15 protein-coding genes are annotated in these 18,609 nt (G+C 71.8%); 9 read left to right on the top strand and 6 right to left on the bottom strand.

The window, feature by feature from the left end; genetic code table 11:
- Nucleotides 1-126 precede the first annotated feature (126 nt).
- A complete protein-coding gene (locus tag OHN74_RS24045) occupies nt 127-1,158 on the top strand; it encodes a hypothetical protein (protein ID WP_327696633.1) in 1,032 nt (343 codons plus the stop codon).
- A 484-nt stretch (nt 1,159-1,642) separates the two neighbouring features.
- On the top strand, nt 1,643-1,873 hold the full coding sequence (locus OHN74_RS24040) for a DUF7683 domain-containing protein (RefSeq protein ID WP_327696632.1): 231 nt from the start codon (nt 1,643-1,645) through the stop codon (nt 1,871-1,873).
- 110 nt (nt 1,874-1,983) lie between these two features.
- On the opposite strand, the gene OHN74_RS24035 is transcribed toward OHN74_RS24040, so the two are convergent.
- Nucleotides 1,984-2,781: a hypothetical protein gene (locus tag OHN74_RS24035; protein ID WP_327696631.1), complete on the bottom strand. Its 798-nt coding sequence runs from the start codon at nt 2,779-2,781 to the stop codon at nt 1,984-1,986.
- 317 nt (nt 2,782-3,098) lie between these two features.
- Nucleotides 3,099-6,248: a sacsin N-terminal ATP-binding-like domain-containing protein gene (locus OHN74_RS24030; RefSeq protein ID WP_327696630.1), complete on the bottom strand. Its 3,150-nt coding sequence runs from the start codon at nt 6,246-6,248 to the stop codon at nt 3,099-3,101.
- A gap of 235 nt (nt 6,249-6,483) precedes the next feature.
- Between OHN74_RS24030 and OHN74_RS24025 the strand changes: the two genes are divergently transcribed.
- Nucleotides 6,484-7,371: a prohibitin family protein gene (locus OHN74_RS24025; protein WP_327696629.1), complete on the top strand. Its 888-nt coding sequence runs from the start codon at nt 6,484-6,486 to the stop codon at nt 7,369-7,371.
- 81 nt (nt 7,372-7,452) lie between these two features.
- Here the strand turns inward: OHN74_RS24025 and OHN74_RS24020 are convergent, their stop codons facing one another.
- Complete coding sequence (locus OHN74_RS24020) at nt 7,453-8,412, bottom strand: DUF3027 domain-containing protein (protein WP_327696628.1); 960 nt, start codon at nt 8,410-8,412, stop codon at nt 7,453-7,455.
- A gap of 496 nt (nt 8,413-8,908) precedes the next feature.
- Between OHN74_RS24020 and OHN74_RS24015 the strand changes: the two genes are divergently transcribed.
- The 4 genes from OHN74_RS24015 to OHN74_RS24000 all read left to right on the top strand — a co-directional run bounded on the left by OHN74_RS24015 (nt 8,909) and on the right by OHN74_RS24000 (nt 12,523).
- Nucleotides 8,909-10,363 (top strand): MFS transporter, encoded by a 1,455-nt coding sequence (locus OHN74_RS24015; RefSeq protein ID WP_443060436.1) that lies wholly within the window; start codon nt 8,909-8,911, stop codon nt 10,361-10,363.
- 93 nt (nt 10,364-10,456) lie between these two features.
- On the top strand, nt 10,457-10,963 hold the full coding sequence (locus OHN74_RS24010) for a DUF2771 domain-containing protein (RefSeq protein ID WP_327696627.1): 507 nt from the start codon (nt 10,457-10,459) through the stop codon (nt 10,961-10,963).
- A complete protein-coding gene (locus tag OHN74_RS24005) occupies nt 10,933-11,682 on the top strand; it encodes a futalosine hydrolase (RefSeq protein WP_327696626.1) in 750 nt (249 codons plus the stop codon). The genes OHN74_RS24010 and OHN74_RS24005 overlap by 31 nt, the downstream gene beginning before the upstream one ends.
- Complete coding sequence (locus tag OHN74_RS24000; protein WP_327696625.1) at nt 11,642-12,523, top strand: 1,4-dihydroxy-6-naphthoate synthase; 882 nt, start codon at nt 11,642-11,644, stop codon at nt 12,521-12,523. Before OHN74_RS24005 ends, OHN74_RS24000 begins: the two co-directional genes overlap by 41 nt.
- 34 nt (nt 12,524-12,557) lie before the next feature.
- Here the strand turns inward: OHN74_RS24000 and OHN74_RS23995 are convergent, their stop codons facing one another.
- On the bottom strand, nt 12,558-12,941 hold the full coding sequence (locus OHN74_RS23995) for a cold-shock protein (RefSeq protein ID WP_006380984.1): 384 nt from the start codon (nt 12,939-12,941) through the stop codon (nt 12,558-12,560).
- 216 nt (nt 12,942-13,157) lie between these two features.
- Here OHN74_RS23995 and OHN74_RS23990 point away from each other — a divergent pair, with 216 nt between their 5' ends.
- Nucleotides 13,158-13,412 (top strand): hypothetical protein, encoded by a 255-nt coding sequence (locus OHN74_RS23990; RefSeq protein ID WP_327696623.1) that lies wholly within the window; start codon nt 13,158-13,160, stop codon nt 13,410-13,412.
- Here OHN74_RS23990 and OHN74_RS23985 read toward each other — a convergent pair.
- Together OHN74_RS23985 and OHN74_RS23980 are read right to left on the bottom strand one after the other, a co-directional pair.
- Nucleotides 13,385-14,035, bottom strand: a complete 651-nt coding sequence (locus OHN74_RS23985; protein ID WP_327696621.1) for an HAD family hydrolase — start codon at nt 14,033-14,035, stop codon at nt 13,385-13,387. The genes OHN74_RS23990 and OHN74_RS23985 overlap by 28 nt on opposite strands.
- A 746-nt stretch (nt 14,036-14,781) precedes the next feature.
- The gene (locus OHN74_RS23980) at nt 14,782-15,840 is read right to left on the bottom strand and encodes a hypothetical protein (RefSeq protein WP_327696620.1); all 1,059 of its coding nucleotides are present in this window, start codon (nt 15,838-15,840) and stop codon (nt 14,782-14,784) included.
- Between the two features lie 211 nt (nt 15,841-16,051).
- On the opposite strand from OHN74_RS23980, the gene OHN74_RS23975 reads away from it, so the two are divergent.
- The gene (locus OHN74_RS23975) at nt 16,052-18,607 is read left to right on the top strand and encodes a helicase C-terminal domain-containing protein (RefSeq protein ID WP_327696619.1); all 2,556 of its coding nucleotides are present in this window, start codon (nt 16,052-16,054) and stop codon (nt 18,605-18,607) included.
- Nucleotides 18,608-18,609 lie beyond the last annotated feature (2 nt).

Raw genomic sequence — 18,609 nt, 5'->3', positions numbered from 1 at the left:
GCCCGAACTCTCGGGCCACGGCTCAGCCGTACGCCGGATCACAGAGGTGGGCCACTTCGGGTGAACGAACTCGGCCCTCACAGCGTCACAGTGACGACCTGTGTCGGACCGAAGAGAGGAAACGTCTTGACGATCACCGCCCGTACGAAGATCACGGGAGCCGTACTGGGGGCGTCGGCCGTCGCCGCTACGCTCTTGCTCGTCCCGTTGGGTGGCGATCCCGACGAGCGCGAACCCGGCCGAAGTGTCGTGCTCTCGGACACCAAGGAGGCGGTGCCCTCCGGCTCGGCAACCGACTGGGTATCGTACGCGGACCAGGTCGCCGTGGTCCGGGTGACGGCCGAACACGAGCGGCGTGATTCGGGCGATGTCGACGAGGGGGGCGAGGAGTACCTGCCGAGGTCGGTGGACCTGCGGATCGCGGGGCGCGTGTGGGAGCGGTCCGGCGCGTCGGCTCTGCCCGACAGCATCTCGATCACCGTCGACGGATGGCAGACAAAAGGGGCCGGACGCGTCCGTGTGGGCTCTCACAACACGTCACGCCTCGAAGTCGGCCACGACTACCTGATCGCCTTCGCCCGCTTCTCCGACGGAGTCTGGTCACCGCTGGGATCCGGCGGTGTCCTGCCCTACGACAACAACCGGGTCGGCGAGGGGGAGTTCGAGGGGGAGGTTGTCACCGTGGACGCCTATCGCTCGGTGATGCGGCGGCAGCTCGTCGCCGGCGAGGAAGAACCCATGGCCTTCCGGGCCGCGGGCCAGCCGACCTCCGGCGTCGGGAAGCTCCTCCGAGGCACCGCTCCGGACCCTGAGGTGGCGCAGTACTTCGGCCTGGACGCGGTGGCCCGCCACGAGAAGGTCACGGGAGTGGCCGATACCTCGGACACCTTCTGTTCCGTCGCGTCTCCACTGGCGGTTTCGGAGAAGAGCCGCTATACCCCGGACGAGCTGGCGTCCGTCCTGAGGGATCTCGCCGCGATGGCGAGCAAGAGCGTCGCCCCCTCCCTGCACGCGTACGCGGACTCGCTCCAAACGGGCGACGGCACCTCCGCCACAGTCGACAACTCCGCCCGCAAGGCATCCATCGCGACCATCGAGCGAGAGTGCGGAATCGAGGTGGGAGAACTCCTGTCGAACGACACGGACTCCAAGGAGTGACCACCCGCTGAGCAGAGGGACGGGGGTCTGTCTTCCCCTGGGGGCGGTGGCTGTCACTTCAGGAGACCGCTCACTTCACGTCGACGTAGACACCCGTGGCGATACCCGCGGTGGACGTGATGCCCGCGTAGCTGAAGCGGTAGTAGCCGTTGACCTAGGACTTGGCTGTGTCTTGTTTTCCCACGTCACGGTCTCCGTGGTGAAGGAACCCCGGTAGACGTACGCGTCGACGAAGAATTCGTCGGCGGTGATGTCGGCCTCAGCGCCGTAGGTCAGCGTGAAGATGAGCGGGACAGAGACATGACCCGTGGTCCCGAGCTTGACGGCCACGGTGACATGTATGCGCATACGTGTCACCAGTGATAGTTGAGCCGGTCGACCCGCGTGCTCAGATCTGCGACGGGCGGGATGGATGCACTGCGGGCGAAGATCCAACACCTGCCTGGCACGTAACATCCGTCACCTTCCACTGAAAGGTTCAGAAGTGAGGTTCCTCATCTCCCGCTATGCGAACGGCGCCGACACCCCGGACTCGGTCGCGGACGTCTTCGCCCTGAGTGTGGACGACGCGTCCGAACTGCTCGGCATTCCGCCCGCCCGCATCACCGACGTGTACCCGCTGAAAGGCGCACAGGCAGAGGCGTTCCGGCGGCTGACCGGGATCGGTCTCGATCTGGACCGCTACGAGTACTTCCTCGAAGCCGAGGCCGACTGAGCGGAGCCCGAAACGCAAAGGCCGGCGCCGCCCTGGCTGGGCGGCTCCGGCCTTCGTTCGTCACTTGTCGTTCGTCATTCGTCGTACGAGCCCTGCAGCCCGCACTCCGCCTACTTCACGTCGATGACATCCCCGACAGCGTTGATCGGCGCCGTCGTCGAGGAGCCCGCGAACGCGAACCGGTACGTACCGTCGACCGTCGCCTTGACCGTGGTCTTCAGGGCGCCGGCGGCACCCGCCTTGACCGTCTTGACGGTGGTGAAGGTGGTGGCGCCCTTCTTCTTGAACTGGAGCGTCACCGGGGCGTTGACGTAGCCCGTGTACTTACCGGTGTTCCAGTTGGCGCGGGTCAGGGTGCCCTTGACCGTGATGGTCGCGCCCTTGCGGACCGGCTCCGGGGTGGCGTCGGTGTTGAGCTTCGAGTGGAACTTGACCTGGGTCGTGCCGAGGTCGCCCTGGGCCTTGTATTCGCCCCCGTCCGAGATGGCGACGGCGACGGCGCCCACCTTCCACGTGCGCGCGTCCGTGTTCCGGAGCCTGGCGTCGTCTCCGCTGGTGTTCAGGGCGAAGGTGGACTTGCAGCTGGCGGTGGTCGACGAGGTGGCCGTGCAGGTAGCGGGGTCGTCGCCGCCGAGGCGGACCTTGTTCACGTCGACGGGCCCCACGTAAAGGAACGGAAGGACCATGAGCTTGTCCGAGCTGATGTCCGTCCCGGCGGCGTACTTGAACGTGTACGTCACCGCCACGGAGGTGGTCCCCGTGGCCTTGGCGACGATCGGCTTGCCGTTGTTGATCGTCACCTTGGTGAAGGTGACATCGGGCGCCGCAGCGGCCTGCGCGGCAGGCACGACGAAGGCGGAGAGGGCCAGGGCGCCGGTGACGGCGACCACGGTGGCACGTATGCGCATGCGTTTCCCCAAGTGGAGAAGGGGGGCCCGGTGGTGCACATCCGTACGGAGTCCGTCCGCACCACGCGCAGTCGCACCCGGGCCCAAGTGATCTGGGAGTCTCTTGACTCGCACGCTCAGATCCGTGACGGATGGGAATGGTTGTACGGAAGTTGCGGAATGTTGCACCGACCGCGGAGATTTTGCCTTCGCGTTACCGTCGCAGGGCGAGGCCTGTCGGCCGACGGCCCGGCGCGGACACCCCTCCGGCGTCCGCGCCCGCCCACCAGCCTTCTCGCCCCAGAGACTCGGACCGAGCCCCCGCCTCCGCTTCCGCCTCAGTCGAACCAGCGATCCCGCGCCAGCTCCGTCGTCCGCGACGGGTCCTCGATCAGTGCCGCCACCTCGAACCGCCGCGGCCACTGTCCGGCCGCCCAGGCGAGGCCCGCCGCGACGCCCTCCAGCGTCGAGGCGTGCACCACGCCGTCCCGGGTCCGCCGCCAGTCCAGCTCCACGCCGTCGACGACGAGCTCCTCGTGCTCGACGTACGTGGCCGGCGTCGCCGGACCAAGCAGTACCCGTACCGACTCAGGTACGTCGTGCTCCGATCCCTCCGACGTCACCTCGCCCGTCACCGACTCGCTCAGCCGCCGTACCTGGAACAGCTCGGCCAGCTCGGCCGCCCTCGCCGGGCGTACGGGGAGCAGCGGCACCCCCGCCGTGAACGGCAGCAGGTCGGGTGAGTCGACGACCACCGCGTCGGCCGCGTCCACGACCTCCACGTGCCCGTCGACCACGGCCCGCAAGTCGTCTGGCAGCGTGACCTGTTCCGGGTCGAGGTCGGCCAACGCCCCGTAGAGAGCGTGCAGTTGGGCCCCGCTCACCTCGCGGTCGGGATCGGCGAGGCGGTCCAGCAGTTCGGCGGCGCCGCCCGGCTCGTCGAGGAGGGCGGCCACCGACGTCCGTACGCCCAGCGCCCGCAGCACCTGCTCGTCGTCGAACCCGGTGGCGTCGGCCTCCTCGTACAGGCCGCGCAGGAGCGGGTCTCCGCCGGCCGCCAGCAGACCGGCGGGGCGCCTCCCGTCCAGCACCGGGTTTCCGCGCAACCACCATGCCGTGTACGGCCGTACGAGCTCATGCGTGCCGTCGGGCAGCAGCACGCGCACCGGCTGGACGATCGCGTCCCGCAGGGGCGGCCGGGCCAGGAGGGCGAGGGCCTGGGGCCAGCGGTCGTCGTCGACCAGGTCCAGATCGCGTACGGCGACCAGTTCGGTGGCGACGGGAGGCACGGGCGAGTCGGGGAAGCGGTCGAGGATGTCTTCGCTCCACACGTCCACGGCGTCGAGCAGGCCCGGGTCGTCGGGTTCGGCGAAGTCGCTGTCCCGGGGCTCCAGTTCGTCCGGGTCGAGGACGACGTCGGTGGCGCGGACCAAGGCGAAGTTCGCCAGGACTCCACACGCGGCCAGCGGCTGCTCGCCCCACTTCTCCGCCAACTCGGCGTCCACCGTCGCCAGTTCGTCTTCCCTGATCACCTGGGCGAACGGGCTGCCGGGGAGGACGAGTTCACCGGCGGGGGACAGCTCGCCGTCCTCGTCGGGGAGGGCTAGGGCGCCCAGCCACGGCTCGTCGCCGGGTTCGAGGCCCGCGTCCCGCACGAGGGCGAGGACCGTGTCGGCCAACTCCTCGGCGTCGGGGGTGTCTTCGTCGTCCCACGACAGGCTGCGGGCGTCCTCGTCCAGCGAGCCGGCGACGGCGGCCCGCACCTGCGGGGTGGTGAGGACGGCCCTCGGGGTGGCCGGGAGGGCACCCAGCTTCTCCAGGAGGGGGTGTGCGGCCTCCTGGTGGGCGACCTTGAGGCCGAGGCGGGCGAGGGTCTCGGGTGCGGGGGCACCCTGCCCCTCCCCACCACCGGTGGGCAGCAGTACCTGCCGGGGGCCGATGGTCGTACGCCCGTCGGCGAGCGGCACGGGCAGCCCGGTCAGCCGGTCGGGGTCGACGCCGGCCAGGCTGTCGTACAGCCGGTGCCACCACTCGGGCGCCTTCTCCAGGCCGGCGAGCCGGTCGACGGCCTCGGTCAGGGGGACACGGGCGACTCCCAACGTCCTTAGTTCCACCCGGCGTTCGAGCCCGGCGGGCAGCAGCGTGGGCAGCACCTCGGCGAGCACACGCACGGTCTCGGACCCGGCGCCCTCGACGACCTCCGCGTCCCGGGGGCGCAGGGCGGAGGGCAGTTCGTCGTCGTCGCCCGGGTCGAGCGCGGGCGGGAGGAAGGCGGTGCGCGGCAGCCGTTCGAGGATCGCCTGGCGCAACTGCCCGTCCAGCTCGCTCTTGCCCAGCGGGCCGGGTACGAGCGCGATGATGCCCTCCCCCACCGGGTGCCAGTCGGCGAGGAGTTCGGTGTACGCGTCGGCGGCACGCTGCACCAGGAAGTCGGTGAGCGGGCCGGGTGCGGCATGCCGGCGGGCGGTGTCCAGCGGGAGCGAGGCGATGAGCAACGCCGGTACGCCCAGGGGCTCGTCGCTCGGCGTGGGCGCGTGCACGACGGGGCTGGTCCGGGGCGGTACGGGAGCCCCGTCCGCGTCGACGGGCACGGCCCAGGTGACCGACCAGTGCGGACGCAGCCGTTCCTCGACCGGTCGCCCGGCCAACAGGGCGGATTCCAGGGGCCCGTGGGCGGAGACGGTACGCCAACGGCTCGTACCGTCCCGGGAGTCCTCCACGAGGGTCAGGGCGCCGTCGGTACGGCGACCGAGGGTGCGCGTGCGCTCCCCCACCTCGATGACGACCTCCTCCAGCCCGGGCAGCGTCAGCAGCAGCGCGTCGTCGACGCCGCTCAGCAGCCGCTCCGCGAGATCCTCGGCGGCGGTGTCGCGCAACGGCAGGATGACAGCCGTGTCGTACGGCGTCGGCGCGGTGCCCTCGGCGGCGAACGGCAGCCGGAGGAGCGGCACATGGCCGTCGCGGCGCCGGATCTCGTCACCGAGTCCGGGGCTGTGCCGGGCGGTGTCGGCGGCCAGCTCGCGGGCCTCGGCGAGCGCCCACCGCACCCCGCCGTGCCGCCCGACGACGGCGGGCTCGTCGCTCACCGCGAGGACGGCGGCGAAGCCGACGCCGAACCGTCCGACGGCGCCCGTCCCCTTGCCGGCCTCCTCGGCGTCCCGCTTGGCGGAGGCGCGCAGCGTGGACAGGGACTCCACTCCGGTGGCGTCCAACGGGGCACCCGTGTTGGCGGCGACGAGGACACCGTCGCGAAGGGTGAGCCGGAGCCGGCCGGGCACTCCCGCCCGCGCCGCGGCATCCGCCGCGTTCTGGGCGAGCTCGACGACGAGCCGGTCCCGGTAGCCACCGAGGACGAGATCCTCCTCGGCGTTGGCATCCTCACGGAACCGGGCGGGGCTGGTGGCCCACGCGTCCAGAACACCCCGGCGCAGACGGGCCGTACCGAAAGGATCCGCGCCCTCAGCTGCCGGTCGCACGAACTTGCTCACGTACGTTCACTCTCCTCATCGGCGTGAGCAAGAAGGTACCCCGCGCCGGACAGGGCACCCGCCCACCGGACCCGGTCGGCCCCCGGGGGCCGCACACACCCCCAACACATCCGCACACATCCCGGGAGACACCAGGCCGTCACCGGCGCCCCTTACCATTCCCTGCGGATCGCGCCCGAGGCGGCGCCGGTCCGCGAACCAGGTACGCGGTACCTGTTCCTGAGGGGGGATTTCCGTGTTCGTGCTGTCCATACTGCTGCTCATAACGGCGGTCGTGCTGTTTCTCGTCGGCCGTGGCCGGGAGACCGGCGGCTGGAAGATCGGGGCGGCGCTCAGTGTCGTCGCCGCCGTGCTGGCCGGTGTCTTCTCGTGCGTCCATGTCGTGCGCGCCTACGAGGTCGGGGTACCGGTGACCTTCGGCAAGGTCGGGGAACCGCTGACCTCCGGTATCCAGTTCAAGTCTCCGTTCACCGACGTCACGTCCTTCTCCACCCGTCCCGTGGACCTCGACATGTACGGCAAGGACGTGGTCGAGGTCCGCTCGGCGCAGGGCGGGGTGCTGTACGCGGACGTCACCATCAAGTGGGCCGTCATCCCGGCCAGGGCTGTGGAGCTGTACCGGCTGGCGGGCAGTGAGGAGGCCGTCCAGGAGCGGCTGGTGGTGCCGGACAGCCGCGAGATCATCCGTAACGTCTTCGCGAAGCACACCAGCGAGGAGGGCTACGCCTCCGCCCGCGAACAGATCGGCTCCGAGATCGCCACCCTCGTCAAGGCACGTCTGGAACCGCGCGGGATCGACGTCACCAACGTCAATCTGCGCAACGTGAAGCCGTCGGACAAGCTGCAGGAGCAGATCGACAAGAAGATCCAGCAGGAGCAGGACACCGAGCGGGCCGTCGAGGCGGCGCGTACGGCCAAGGCGGAGGCCGAGCGCAAGCGGATCGAGGCGGAGGGCATCGCCCGCGCCAACGAGATCCTCGCGAAGTCGCTGAGCGACAAGGTGCTGTACAACCAGTGCCTGGAGGCCTACAAGGAAGCCGCCAAATACAACGCGGTGTACGCGGTGCCGTGCGGCACGGACGCGAACGGCACCCCGGTCATCGTGGACGGCACCAAGAAGTAGCCGGCCGGAGCCCGTGTGGGACGACCCCGCCGAACAGGCCTCGGCGGGGTCGCGCACTCTCCAGGAACCACCTGCCGGGAACTACGAGTGCCCGAGGTCCGCCACAGCCTCGTCCGCGTCCGTCCCGCCCACCGACACCGACCCGGAGTCGGCGGCGGGTCGCAGCGGGAACGGGTCCACGATCGTCTCGTCGATCACGTGCGGCGGCGGAACCGGCGGCTTCGGCATCACCGCTGCCTCCGAGTGCCCCCCGCAGCCGTACGCCAGGGAGACCACACGCCCGTCCGCCGGGGCGAACTCGTTCGTACACACGCCGAACGCCTGTCCGAGCGACCCGCCGATCGCCACCAGGAACCCGCAGCTCACGCACGTCGCCGGCGCGGCCTGGGCCATGGGCGTCGCGGGACCGTACGCGTCCTCCCAGCGGTCGGCGGCGCTGTGCAGGCCGTACCGCGACAGGACGCGCGCCCGGCGCATGCCCAGTTCCTCGGCCACCGACGCGATCGAGCCGCGGGCCGGCACGACAGTGAAGTCGGCCGGTGAGCCCGCCGTGATGTCCGCGTCCTCGGCGTCCGCCAGATCCGCGGCCAGTGCCACCGAGTCCGTGGCCGAGGCGGCCGAGAGCACGGAGTTCGGCAGGGGTTCGTCCTCGCCCGAGTAACCGGGCTCCAGACGCAGGTCCTCCGCGTCCGTCGGGAGCAGGTCCCCGGGGCCCATGTCGCCGGGACGCAGGCGCTCGCTCCAGGGGACCCATTCCGGTGCCTGAAGGGCGTCGGGGCCCGGAAGGAGCACCACTTCGTCCAGGGTGACCAGCTTCGCCCGGGACGCCCGGGCGACCGTCACCGCCCAGCGCCAGCCCCGGTAGCCGAACTCCTTGCACTCGAAGAAGTGCGTGACGACACGGTCCCCTTCCGACACCATGCCCGCGTGTTCACCCACCACGCCTGGTGCCGCCGCCTCCTCCGCCGCCGAAAGGGCGAGGTCGACGGCCTCGGCGCACAGGCGGTCGGGGGTGCGGCTTCGCGTTGTCGCTGCGCTCACAGGTATCGCTTCTCTCCTACGCCGTCTCACGAGTGCGCCCGTCCCGACGGGGTGCGAACGAGTGCGAACGGAGCGGACCGGAGGACCGCGTCAACGTTCACGCCCGATCGCGCTCGGGCGCACCTACGTCATCCATTCTGCGGGATGGCCGAGAGGCGCGCGGCCGAGAACAACCGCCACTGCGCGCTACGCACGCTACCTTCTCCAGCGCCCGGGGCCCACACCGACGGGACGGTTCGTGGCGACCGACATCCAACCGTGGCAACTCCAGCGCCCCTTCCACTGGTCCTTCTCCCGCCTCTCACCCCACTTCTTCCCAGCCCTCGACGGCCGGAAAACACCCCACCGAAACCGTCCGAGAGATCTCCGAAAGACCCCTGAGGGACCCTCACTCGGACCCGGAGGCACTCGCCCAACCCCGTTCTCCCCCACCCCACTCGGCCCCATACGCGCGGTAACCGCACTAGGTACGCCGTTCTCGGGGCACTATGGCGGGGTGGCAACCGAGAGGTCGTCCCACGACGCCACCGGGACCGGTGGGGCCGAGGGGAGCAACCGGAGCGGCACCGGCACCAAAAACAGCCGGCGTGGCGTACGGGACCGGATGAACGGGTCCGTACGTGCGGTCGGGCGTGCCCTGCACTTTCCGGTGACCGGTACGGCCCGGGGCATCCGCAAGGCCACCCACGCGCACGGGGCCGGGGAGTCCGGGCTCGGCAAGCTCATCGAACTGCACGCGGTGAACGGCGCCGGCGACGTCATGATCACCATCGCGCTCGCCTCCACCGTGTTCTTCTCCGTCCCCACCGACGAGGCACGCGGGCGCGTGGCCATCTATCTCGGCATCACCATGGCGCCCTTCACCCTCCTCGCCCCCGTGATCGGCCCCCTCCTCGACCGCCTCCCGCACGGCCGCCGCGCCGCGATGGCCGGCGCGATGCTCGCCCGCGCGCTCCTCGCCCTGCTGCTGGCCGGCGCGGTCGCCACCGGGAGCATCGAGCTGTACCCGGCCGCGCTGGGCGTCCTGGTCGCCTCGAAGGCGTACGGCGTGGTCCGCAGCGCCGTCGTACCCCGCCTCCTGCCACCCGGCTTCTCGCTGGTGAAGGCCAATTCGCGGGTCACACTGAGCGGGCTGCTCGCCACCGGTGTGGCCGCACCCATCGGAGCCGGGCTCCAGGCCCTCGGCCCGCGCTGGCCGCTCTACGGCGCCTTCGTGATCTTCATCGTGGGTACGTTCCTGTCCTTCACGCTCCCCCACAAGGTGGACTCCGCGAAGGGCGAGGACATCGCCCTGCTGGCCGCCGACCCGGAGCATCTGCACGGCCCGCACCGTCGCGAGACCCTGCGCCGCCCGGGTCTGCGCACGGTCGGTACGGCCGTCACCCACGCCCTGGCCGCCAACGCCGCCCTGCGCTGTCTGTCGGGCTTCCTGATCTTCTTCCTCGCCTTTCTGCTCCGTGAGCATCCGCTGACCGGGGAGAGCGCCGCGTGGTCGCTGGGCATGGTCGCCGTGGCGGCGGGCGTGGGCAACGCGCTCGGTACGGCGGTCGGGGCGGCCGTGAAGCAGCGCGCGCCGGAGCTGATCGTCGTGACGGTGGTCGCCGTGGTCCTCGGCGCGGCGATCGTCGCCGCGATCTTCTTCGGCGCCGCCCTGGTCGCCTGTCTGGCCGCGGTCGCCGGGTTCTGCCAGGCCCTCGCCAAACTGTCCCTGGACGCGCTGATCCAGCGGGACGTCCCCGAGCACGTCCGCTCCTCCGCGTTCGCCCGCTCGGAGACGCTGCTCCAGATGGCCTGGGTGCTCGGCGGCGCGATCGGAATCGCGCTGCCGCTGGTGGGCGAGCTGGGCCTCGGGGTGGCCGCCGCGATCGTCGCCACGGGCTGGCTGACCACGGTCAAGGGCCTGGTCGGCTCGGCCCGCCACGGAGGCCGGGCCCACCCCCGGGTCGCCTGACACCGCTCGGCGGGGCCGGAGCGGCACCTACCGGTGCCCGGCACGCCGTACCCACGTGACAACCGTGCCGCGGGTGCCCGATAGCCTTCGGCCATGACCTCGTTGCGTTCCGCTTCCACTGCGCGCCGTCGCCGCGCTGTTGCCGCCGTCGGCGCCGTTGGTGCCGGACTGCTCGTCCTGTCCGCCTGCGACAAGCCGACGCCGATCTCCACGATCACCGTCGGCACCTCCTCGGTGAGCTCGGAGGCCTCGTGCTACGCCGACGGCGACGGCGACGCCAAGGAGCTGAAGACGGCCGAGGTGACCGAGTGCCTCAAGAAGGACACCGCCAAGGACTCGGACGTCAAGAGCATCAAGGTCGACCCGGACGAGAACGTGCGCTTCGGGGTCGACCCGAAGATCGCCGACAAGGGCTGGACGATCCTGCTGAACGGCAACCCGCTGACCGACTCCACCACCAAGACGTACCGCACGATCCCGGGCAGCGTGTTCTTCAACGCCCAGTACGGCGCCCAGGGAGACTCGACGCTCGTCTCCATCAAGGAGGGCGAGAACGACATCACGGGCGTGTGGTCGTTCCGGCTGAAGAAGGACTCCTGACGACGTCGGGGGTACGTGTCCTGGTCGCCACCGCGGTCCCTGTCGAACGGGACGCGGTGGCACGGGCGTTCGACGCCACTGACGGCAACGTCACCGGACCGTTCGACGTGATCGCCGCTGGAGTCGGCCCCGCCGCCTCCGCCGCGTCCGTCGCCTCGGCGCTCACCACGGCCGCCCTCCGCGGCACCCCGTACGGCCTGGTCGTCTCGGCGGGCATCGCCGGCGGTTTCCAGCCGGAGGCGCCGGTCGGCTCGCTGGTCGTCGCCGACGAGATCACCGTCGCGGACCTGGGCGCCGAGACCCCGGACGGGTTCGTCCCGGTCACCGCACTCGGCTTCGGCGCCGTCACCCACCGTCCGCCGGAAACACTCGTACGAGATGTCACGGCCGCGACCGGTGCCCGCTCCGGCGCCGTACTGACCGTCTCCACCGTCACCGGCAGCGCCGAACGCGCCGCCGAGCTGCGCGCCCGGCACCCGGGTGCGCTGGCCGAGGCGATGGAGGGCTTCGGGGTCGCCGAGGCCGCCGCCGCGCACGGGGTGCCGGTGCTGGAGATCCGGGCCGTGTCCAACCCCGTCGGCCCTCGCGACCGCGCCGCCTGGCGCATCGGCGACGCGCTCACGGCCCTGACGGAAGCCTTCGGGAAGCTCGGCCCCGTACTGGAGAGTTGGAACCTGCATGAGCACCCACGTGAGCACCCCCGTGACCCCGCGAGATGAACGCGCGCTGCAGATCGCGTACTCGCCCTGCCCGAACGACACCTTCGTCTTCGACGCCTGGGCCCATGGCCGGGTGCCGGGCGCGCCCGCGCTCGACGTGACGTTCGCGGACATCGACATCACCAACGGCATGGCCGAGCGCGGCGAGTTCGACGTACTGAAGGTGTCGTACGCCGTGCTGCCGTACGTCCTCGACGAGTACGCGCTGCTGCCCTGCGGGGGCGCGCTGGGGCGGGGCTGCGGGCCGCTGGTGCTCACGCGGGAGGCGGGCGCCGACCTGACCGGGCGTACGGTCGCCGTCCCGAGCGAGCGGTCGACGGCGTATCTGCTGTTCCGCCTGTGGGCGGCCGACACGATCCCCGGCGGGGTCGGGGAGGTCGTCGTGATGCCGTTCCACGAGATCATGCCCGCCGTGCGGGACGGGAAGGTCGACGCCGGTCTGGTCATCCACGAGGCGCGCTTCACGTACCGGAACTACGGGCTCCACAAGCTCGCGGACATGGGCGAGCACTGGGAGGCGACGACCGGGCTGCCGATCCCGCTCGGCGCGATCATCGCCAAGCGGTCGCTGGGAGCCGCGACACTGGAACTGCTGGCCCAGGCCGCCCGGACGTCCGTACGCGCCGCCTGGGACGACCCGGAGGCCTCCAGGGCCTATGTCCTGGAGCACGCGCAGGAGATGGACCCGAAGGTCGCCGACCAGCACATCGGGCTGTACGTCAACGAGTTCACCGCGGACCTGGGCGAGGACGGCTATGCGGCGGTCCGGGGGCTGCTCACGCGCGCGGCGGCCGAGGGACTGGTGCCGCCCCTCGGCCCGAACGCACTCGATTTCCCCTAGACCTCTCGGGAATCTCCGAAATCTCCGGAGCCGGCTACACGTCCAACTGGTCGGCGACGGCCCGCAGCAGACCCGCGATCTTCGCCCCCGAGGTCTTCTCGGGGTAACGGCCCCTTTCCAGCATCGGCGTGATGTTCTCCAGGACGGTCGTCAAGTCCTGGACGATGGAGGCCAGTTCGTCGGGCTTCTTGCGCTGTGCCGCGGCGACCGACGGGGTCGGGTCCAGGATCACGACGGAAAGCGCCTGGTCACCGCGTTGGCCGGCGACGACTCCGAACTCCACGCGCTGGCCCGGCTTGAGGGAATCGACTCCGGCGGGCAGGACCGAGGAATGGACGAAGACGTCACCGCCGTCATCGCGGGAGAGAAAGCCGAAACCCTTCTCACTGTTGAACCACTTGACCTTGCCGGTGGGCACGTCTGTTCCTCGTCCTCATACTCGTCGGAAAACTGCTTCGGGCTGTTTGAATCTGCTACGAAGTGCTTCGAAGCGCTTCGAACTGCTGGCGGGAAAACGGGTCTTGATAGCACTTGGGCGGGTCGTGAGACCCGCCGGTACCAAGGCTAATGGTCCGCACGCCGGTGACAAGACGTCGCCGGGTTGTTCCTTCGGGCAGGGAACTACCCTGGTCGAGTGCGTGACAAAACCCAAACGAATTCCGCCGCGGCCGGAGATCGGCTGATCCGTGCCGGTGCCATCGTCTTCTTCGTCGGTACGGTGGCCACTTTGGTCACCGTGGCCCCATTCCTCCTCGGGACGAAACCATTCCCGACGTTCATGTTCGGCCTGAGCATGCTGATGGGCGTCGGCTTCCTTCTCGCGGGCGCCGGCGTGCTCCAGTCGGCGGCCGAGGGCCGCCGTCAGGCGCGGGCGGCCACCTCCGAGTAGGAGGCCAGCCAGGCGGGGAAGTGGGTGAGGTCGTCGAGGACGACGTCCGCGCCCGCGGTGCGCAGCTCAGCGGCGTCACAGGGCCCGGTGGGCACGGCCACCGACAGGGCATCGGCGGCCCGGGCGCCTCGTACGTCTCCGACGTGGTCGCCGACGTACACGCTCGCGCCCTGCTCGCGCAGCGCGACGGCCTTCTGCTCGGCCCACAGGTTTCCGATGACCGCGTCGGGCTCGATGCCGAGGTGTTCGAGGTGCAGCTTGGCGTTCGGCTCGTACTTGGCGGTGACGACGATCGCCCGCCCGCCGGACTCCCGTACGGCCTCGACGGCCTCGCGGGCGCCGGTCATCGCGGGGGTCGCGGTGATGGCGATGGCCGGATACATCGCACGGTAGAGATCGCTCATGGCCGCGACCTGATCGGCCGGAAACCAGTGCACGAGCTCGTCCGCGAGGGGCGGACCGAGCCGGGTGACGGCCAGATCGGCATCGATGTACGTGCCCGTCCGCTCGGCGAGCGCCAGGTAGCAGGCGTGGATGCCGGGGCGGGAGTCGATGAGGGTCATATCGAGATCGAACCCGACGGTGAGCGCGCCGGAGGGCGTCGGCGAGGGCATGGATGTCATATGCACCATTGTGCGGGAACGGACGGAGGGGCAGTCGGGCGGTCAGCGCGGGGCGCTCGGCGTGGGGACGGGGCGCGGAGGCAGCCAGCGCGGGGCGGCTCAGCGTGGGGCGGCCGACGAGTAGGCGGCCAGCGCGGGGCTGGGAGCACGAGGGCGGCCGGCACGAGGGCGCCCAGAGCGAAGGCAGCCGGCACGGGACTGCGAGCGCCAAGGCGGTCAACGACGGGGCAGCCGGCACGGAGGCGGGAGCACGGGCGCCAGGAACCCGTAGACGGCCAGCACGACGCTGGGAACACGAAGGCAGCCAGCACGAGGGCGCCCAGAGCGAAGGCAGCCGGCACGGGACTGCGAGCGCCAAGGCGGTCAACGACGGGGCAGCCGGCACGGAGGCGGGAGCACGGGCGCCAGGAACCCGTAGACGGCCAGCACGACGCTGGGAACACGAAGGCAGCCAGCACGAGGGCGCCCAGAGCGAAGGCAGCCGGCACGGGACTGCGAGCACCAAGGCGGTCAACGACGGGGCAGCCGGCACGGAGGCGGGAGCACGGGCGCCAGGAACCCGTAGACGGCCGGCGAGGAGGCGGCCAGCACGACGCTGGGAACACGAAGGCAGCCAGCACGAGGGCGCTCAGAGGGGAGGCGGCCGGCACGGGACTGCGAGCACCAAGGCGGTCAACGACGGGGCGGCCGGCACGAAGGCGGGAGCACCGGCACCGGGAACCCGGAGGCGGCCAGTGCGGAGACGGTCAGCGTGGGCGTTGGGAGCGCCAGACGAGGAACAGGGCCGAGACGATCGCGGCGCCCTTCACCACCCACGGCCAGGTCTGACCGAGGGCCTCGTTCATGTGTCCCTCGGCGATGGGTTCGCCCCAGCGGCCCTGTGTACGGCCCCACAGCCACCCGACGCCTGCGGCGACGGCCGCCCCGGGCAGGTACACGACCGCCCACTTGGTCTCGGCCTGGGAGAGGCGGCGGGAGGCGTAGGCGATGGCCCAGCCGATGAGGAGGGCGTAGACGTTGCCGAGGACCGCTCCCGCGACGAGCAGACCGGCGGCGAGGAGGAGCAGCGGGTTGCTCCAGCTGCCGGAGGGGAGGGGAAGGCGCAGCCGGGGCCGCCGCCGCGGGACTGTTCCCTCCTGGGCGCTCCCTTCGCCTCCCTGGCCGTCCTGGCCCCCCTCGTCGCCTTCGGGGACCGCGGGCTCGGCGGACTCGTCCGTCGGCTTCGGCTGCGGCTTCTGGGGCCTGGGCTGCGGCTTGAGGAGGTCGGGGATCTCCACCCCGCCGACGAACCCGGCCGGAAGGCCGTCCATGTCCATGAGCGGGCCCCTGCGGCCCGCCAGCCACCAGTCCGCGTCCCCGGGTTCGCCCGTACCGGCGAGATGGGGCGGGGCGGGGTCGCCGTCCGAGGGAAACGGAGCGAACGCCTCCGCGGGGTCCGCCTCCTTGCCGGTCTCCGCACCGGCCTCCGCAGGGCGCGGGCGCGGGACGAGTCGCCCGAGCCCCTTGCCCTTGCGCTGCGGCTCCTCGCGGTCGCGCTGTACGGGTACGGAGGCACGCGCCACGTCGGGCCCACCGGGGCCGGGACCCGCGCCTGCCACGACCTCGTCCGGGGTGCCGATGCGGTCGAGGATGCGACGTACGGAGGCGGGGCTGTCGACCGTGGCCTTGGCGCGGCGCCGGTCGATCTCCTCGCGCAGCCCCGAGACGAGGCGCATCCGGTCGCCGGACGGCAACTGCCGCTGCTGGGCCAGATCTCCGACCCTGCTCAGATACTCGTAGACGACCTGGTCGCTCTCGATACCCACGCGGTCAGACGTTACCGGCATCTCCATCGAACACGGGCGGTACCTCTCCAGCATTCGGCACGGGCCCGCGTATCCAGCCCGTCCGGCGTTTGAGGACGAGCGCGTTCAGCACGAACGGGGGTCTGGGGGCGGCGCCCCCAGGTGACGCCCACCCCAACTCCCCACACCGACGAAAGACACCGCACCGCACCCACCCGCTACCGTGGGCGGGATGAGCACCGAGGAGACACCGGCGCCGCGTTCCCTCGCGGAGGCGCTTCGCGCGCGGGACGACGCGTCCCTGGCCGCGCTGCTGCGCACCCGTCCGGACCTCATCACCCCCGTCCCCACAGACCTCACCCAGCTGGCCACCCGCGCCGGCACGCGCGCGTCGGTCGTGCGCGCCCTGGAGCGCCTGGACCGGTTCACGCTCCAGACGGCACAGGCGCTGGCCGTGGCCCCGGACCCGGCGGCGTACGACGATCTGCTGGCCCTCCTCGCGGGCGACGCCGCCGATCCGGCGGTCACCGCCGCGCTGCCCCGCGCCCTCACCGTGCTGCGCGAGCAGGCGCTGGTGTGGGGCGGTACGGACCGGCTGCGGCTCGTCCGCACCGCCCGTGAACTGCTGGCACCCTCTCCGCAGCACCCGTCCCCGACAGGGCTCGGTCCGACGGTCGCGGAGGCGACGGCGGGGATGTCGCCGGGCCGGGTGCAGGAGATCGTGGCGGCGGCGGGGCTCACGTCGACGCACGACGCGGTGAGCGCGGTGGCCTCGCTGACCTCGCTGTTCACCGACCGGAAGCGGATGGCCGCGCTGCTCGACAGCGCCTCCCCGGACTCCGTGGACGTACTGCGACGCCTCGTCTGGGGACCGCCGTACGGGCAGATCACCGCCGAGCCGGCCGCACACCTGCGCTGGCTGCTGGACCGGGGGCTGCTCCTGCCGACCGCGCCCGGAACGGTCGTACTGCCGCGCGAGGTGGCCCTGCATCTGCGCGGCGGCCGGGCGCACCGCTCGACCGAGCCGTTGCCGCCGGGGGTCGAGCCCGCCGCGACCCACCGTCCACAGGTTGTGGACAACGCGGCGGCCGGGCAGGCGTACACCGCGCTCGCGACCGTCGAGGAGCTGCTGAAGGACTGGGACGAGGGCGGCCCGGCGGTGCTGCGGGCCGGCGGGCTGAGCGTCCGCGACCTCAAGCGGACGGCCGTCGCCCTGGACGTGACCGAGCCGGTGGCCGCCTTCTGGGTCGAACTCGCCTATGCGGCAGGCCTGTTGGCGTCAGACGGCGAGGCCGACGAGCGGTACGCGGCGACCCCCGCGTACGACGAGTGGCTGGAGTGGCCCTCGGCGCAGCGCTGGGCGCGGCTCGCGGAGGCATGGCTGACGGCGACCCGGACGCCCGGAGTGATCGGTGGCCGGGACACCAAGGACCGTACGCTGTCCGCCCTCGGCCCGGGCCTGGACCGGTCGGCCGCGCCGGAGGTACGGCACCGGGTGCTGGCCCTGCTGGCCGCCCTCCCGGAGGGCACCTCCCCGACCGTCGAGTCCGTGCTGGCCCGCCTGCACTGGGAGCGTCCGACGCGCGGCCCGCAGCAGGACCGGGAGGGCGACGAGGAACTGCGCACCAGGCTCGCCCGCTGGACCCTGGCCGAGGCGGAGTCGCTGGGCGTCACGGGCCGGGGGGCGCTGTCGGCCCAGGGCCGGGCGCTGCTGGGCGCCCCCGCCGCACCGCAGAAGCCTGCCGAGCCGACGGGCCCCGGCGACAAACTCCCGGTCCACCACCACGACCACCACCAGAGCCATTCCCACACCCTCGAACCCCTGTCCCCGTCCGAGCAGGCCGTCGCCTCCGCCACCGCCGCCCGGCTGCTCACCCCGCTACTGCCCGAGCCGCTCGACCACGTCCTTCTCCAGGCGGACCTGACGGCGGTGGCCCCGGGCCCTCTCAAGCGCCCCCTGGCCGACATGCTCGGCGTGCTCGCGGACGTCGAGTCGAAGGGCGGCGCGACGGTCTACCGCTTCACCCCGGGTTCCGTACGCCGCGCGCTGGACGCCGGCCGCTCCGCCTCCGACCTGCACGACTTCCTGACCGCCCACTCCCGTACGCCGGTCCCGCAGCCCCTCGCCTACCTCATCGACGACGTGGCGCGCAGACACGGGCACCTGCGGATCGGCGCGGCCTCGGCCTACGTACGCTGCGACGACGACGCGGTGCTCAGCGAGATCCTCGCCGACAAGCGGTCCGCGAACCTGCGTCTGCGGCGCCTGGCGCCCACGGTGCTGGCCGCCCAGACCGACCCGGGGTCGCTCCTGGACGGTCTGCGCTCGATGGGCTTCGCACCGGCCGCCGAGTCCGCCGAGGGCGACGTCCTGATCACCCGCGCCCACGCCCACCGCACCCCGCCCCGCACAGCCCCGGACCCGGTACCGGACGGCCCGCCGGCCCCCGACACCACGCTGCTCTCGGCGGCGATCCGGGCGATCAGGGCGGGCGACCTGGCCTCCACGACCCCACGCAAACCGACGGAGACCCCGGCCGCGAACGGCGACCTCCCGCGCACCAGCCCCGCCGAGACCCTGGCCACCATGCAGGCCGCCGTGATGACCGGCGAGGCCGTGTGGATCGGCTACGTCAACGCCGAGGGCGCCGCCAGCCAGCGCGTCATCGCCCCCATCCGCGTGGAGGGCGGCTTCGTGACCGCGTACGACCACACGGCGGACGAGGTACGGACGTATCCGCTGCACCGGGTCACCGGGGTGGCGGAGCTGGCGGACGACCAGCCATAGGC

The sequence above is a fragment of the Streptomyces sp. NBC_00459 genome, from assembly GCF_036013955.1.
GTDB lineage: Bacteria > Actinomycetota > Actinomycetes > Streptomycetales > Streptomycetaceae > Streptomyces.
Note: the sequence above shows the minus strand (reverse complement) of the source record. Positions and strands in the feature narration are given on the sequence as shown.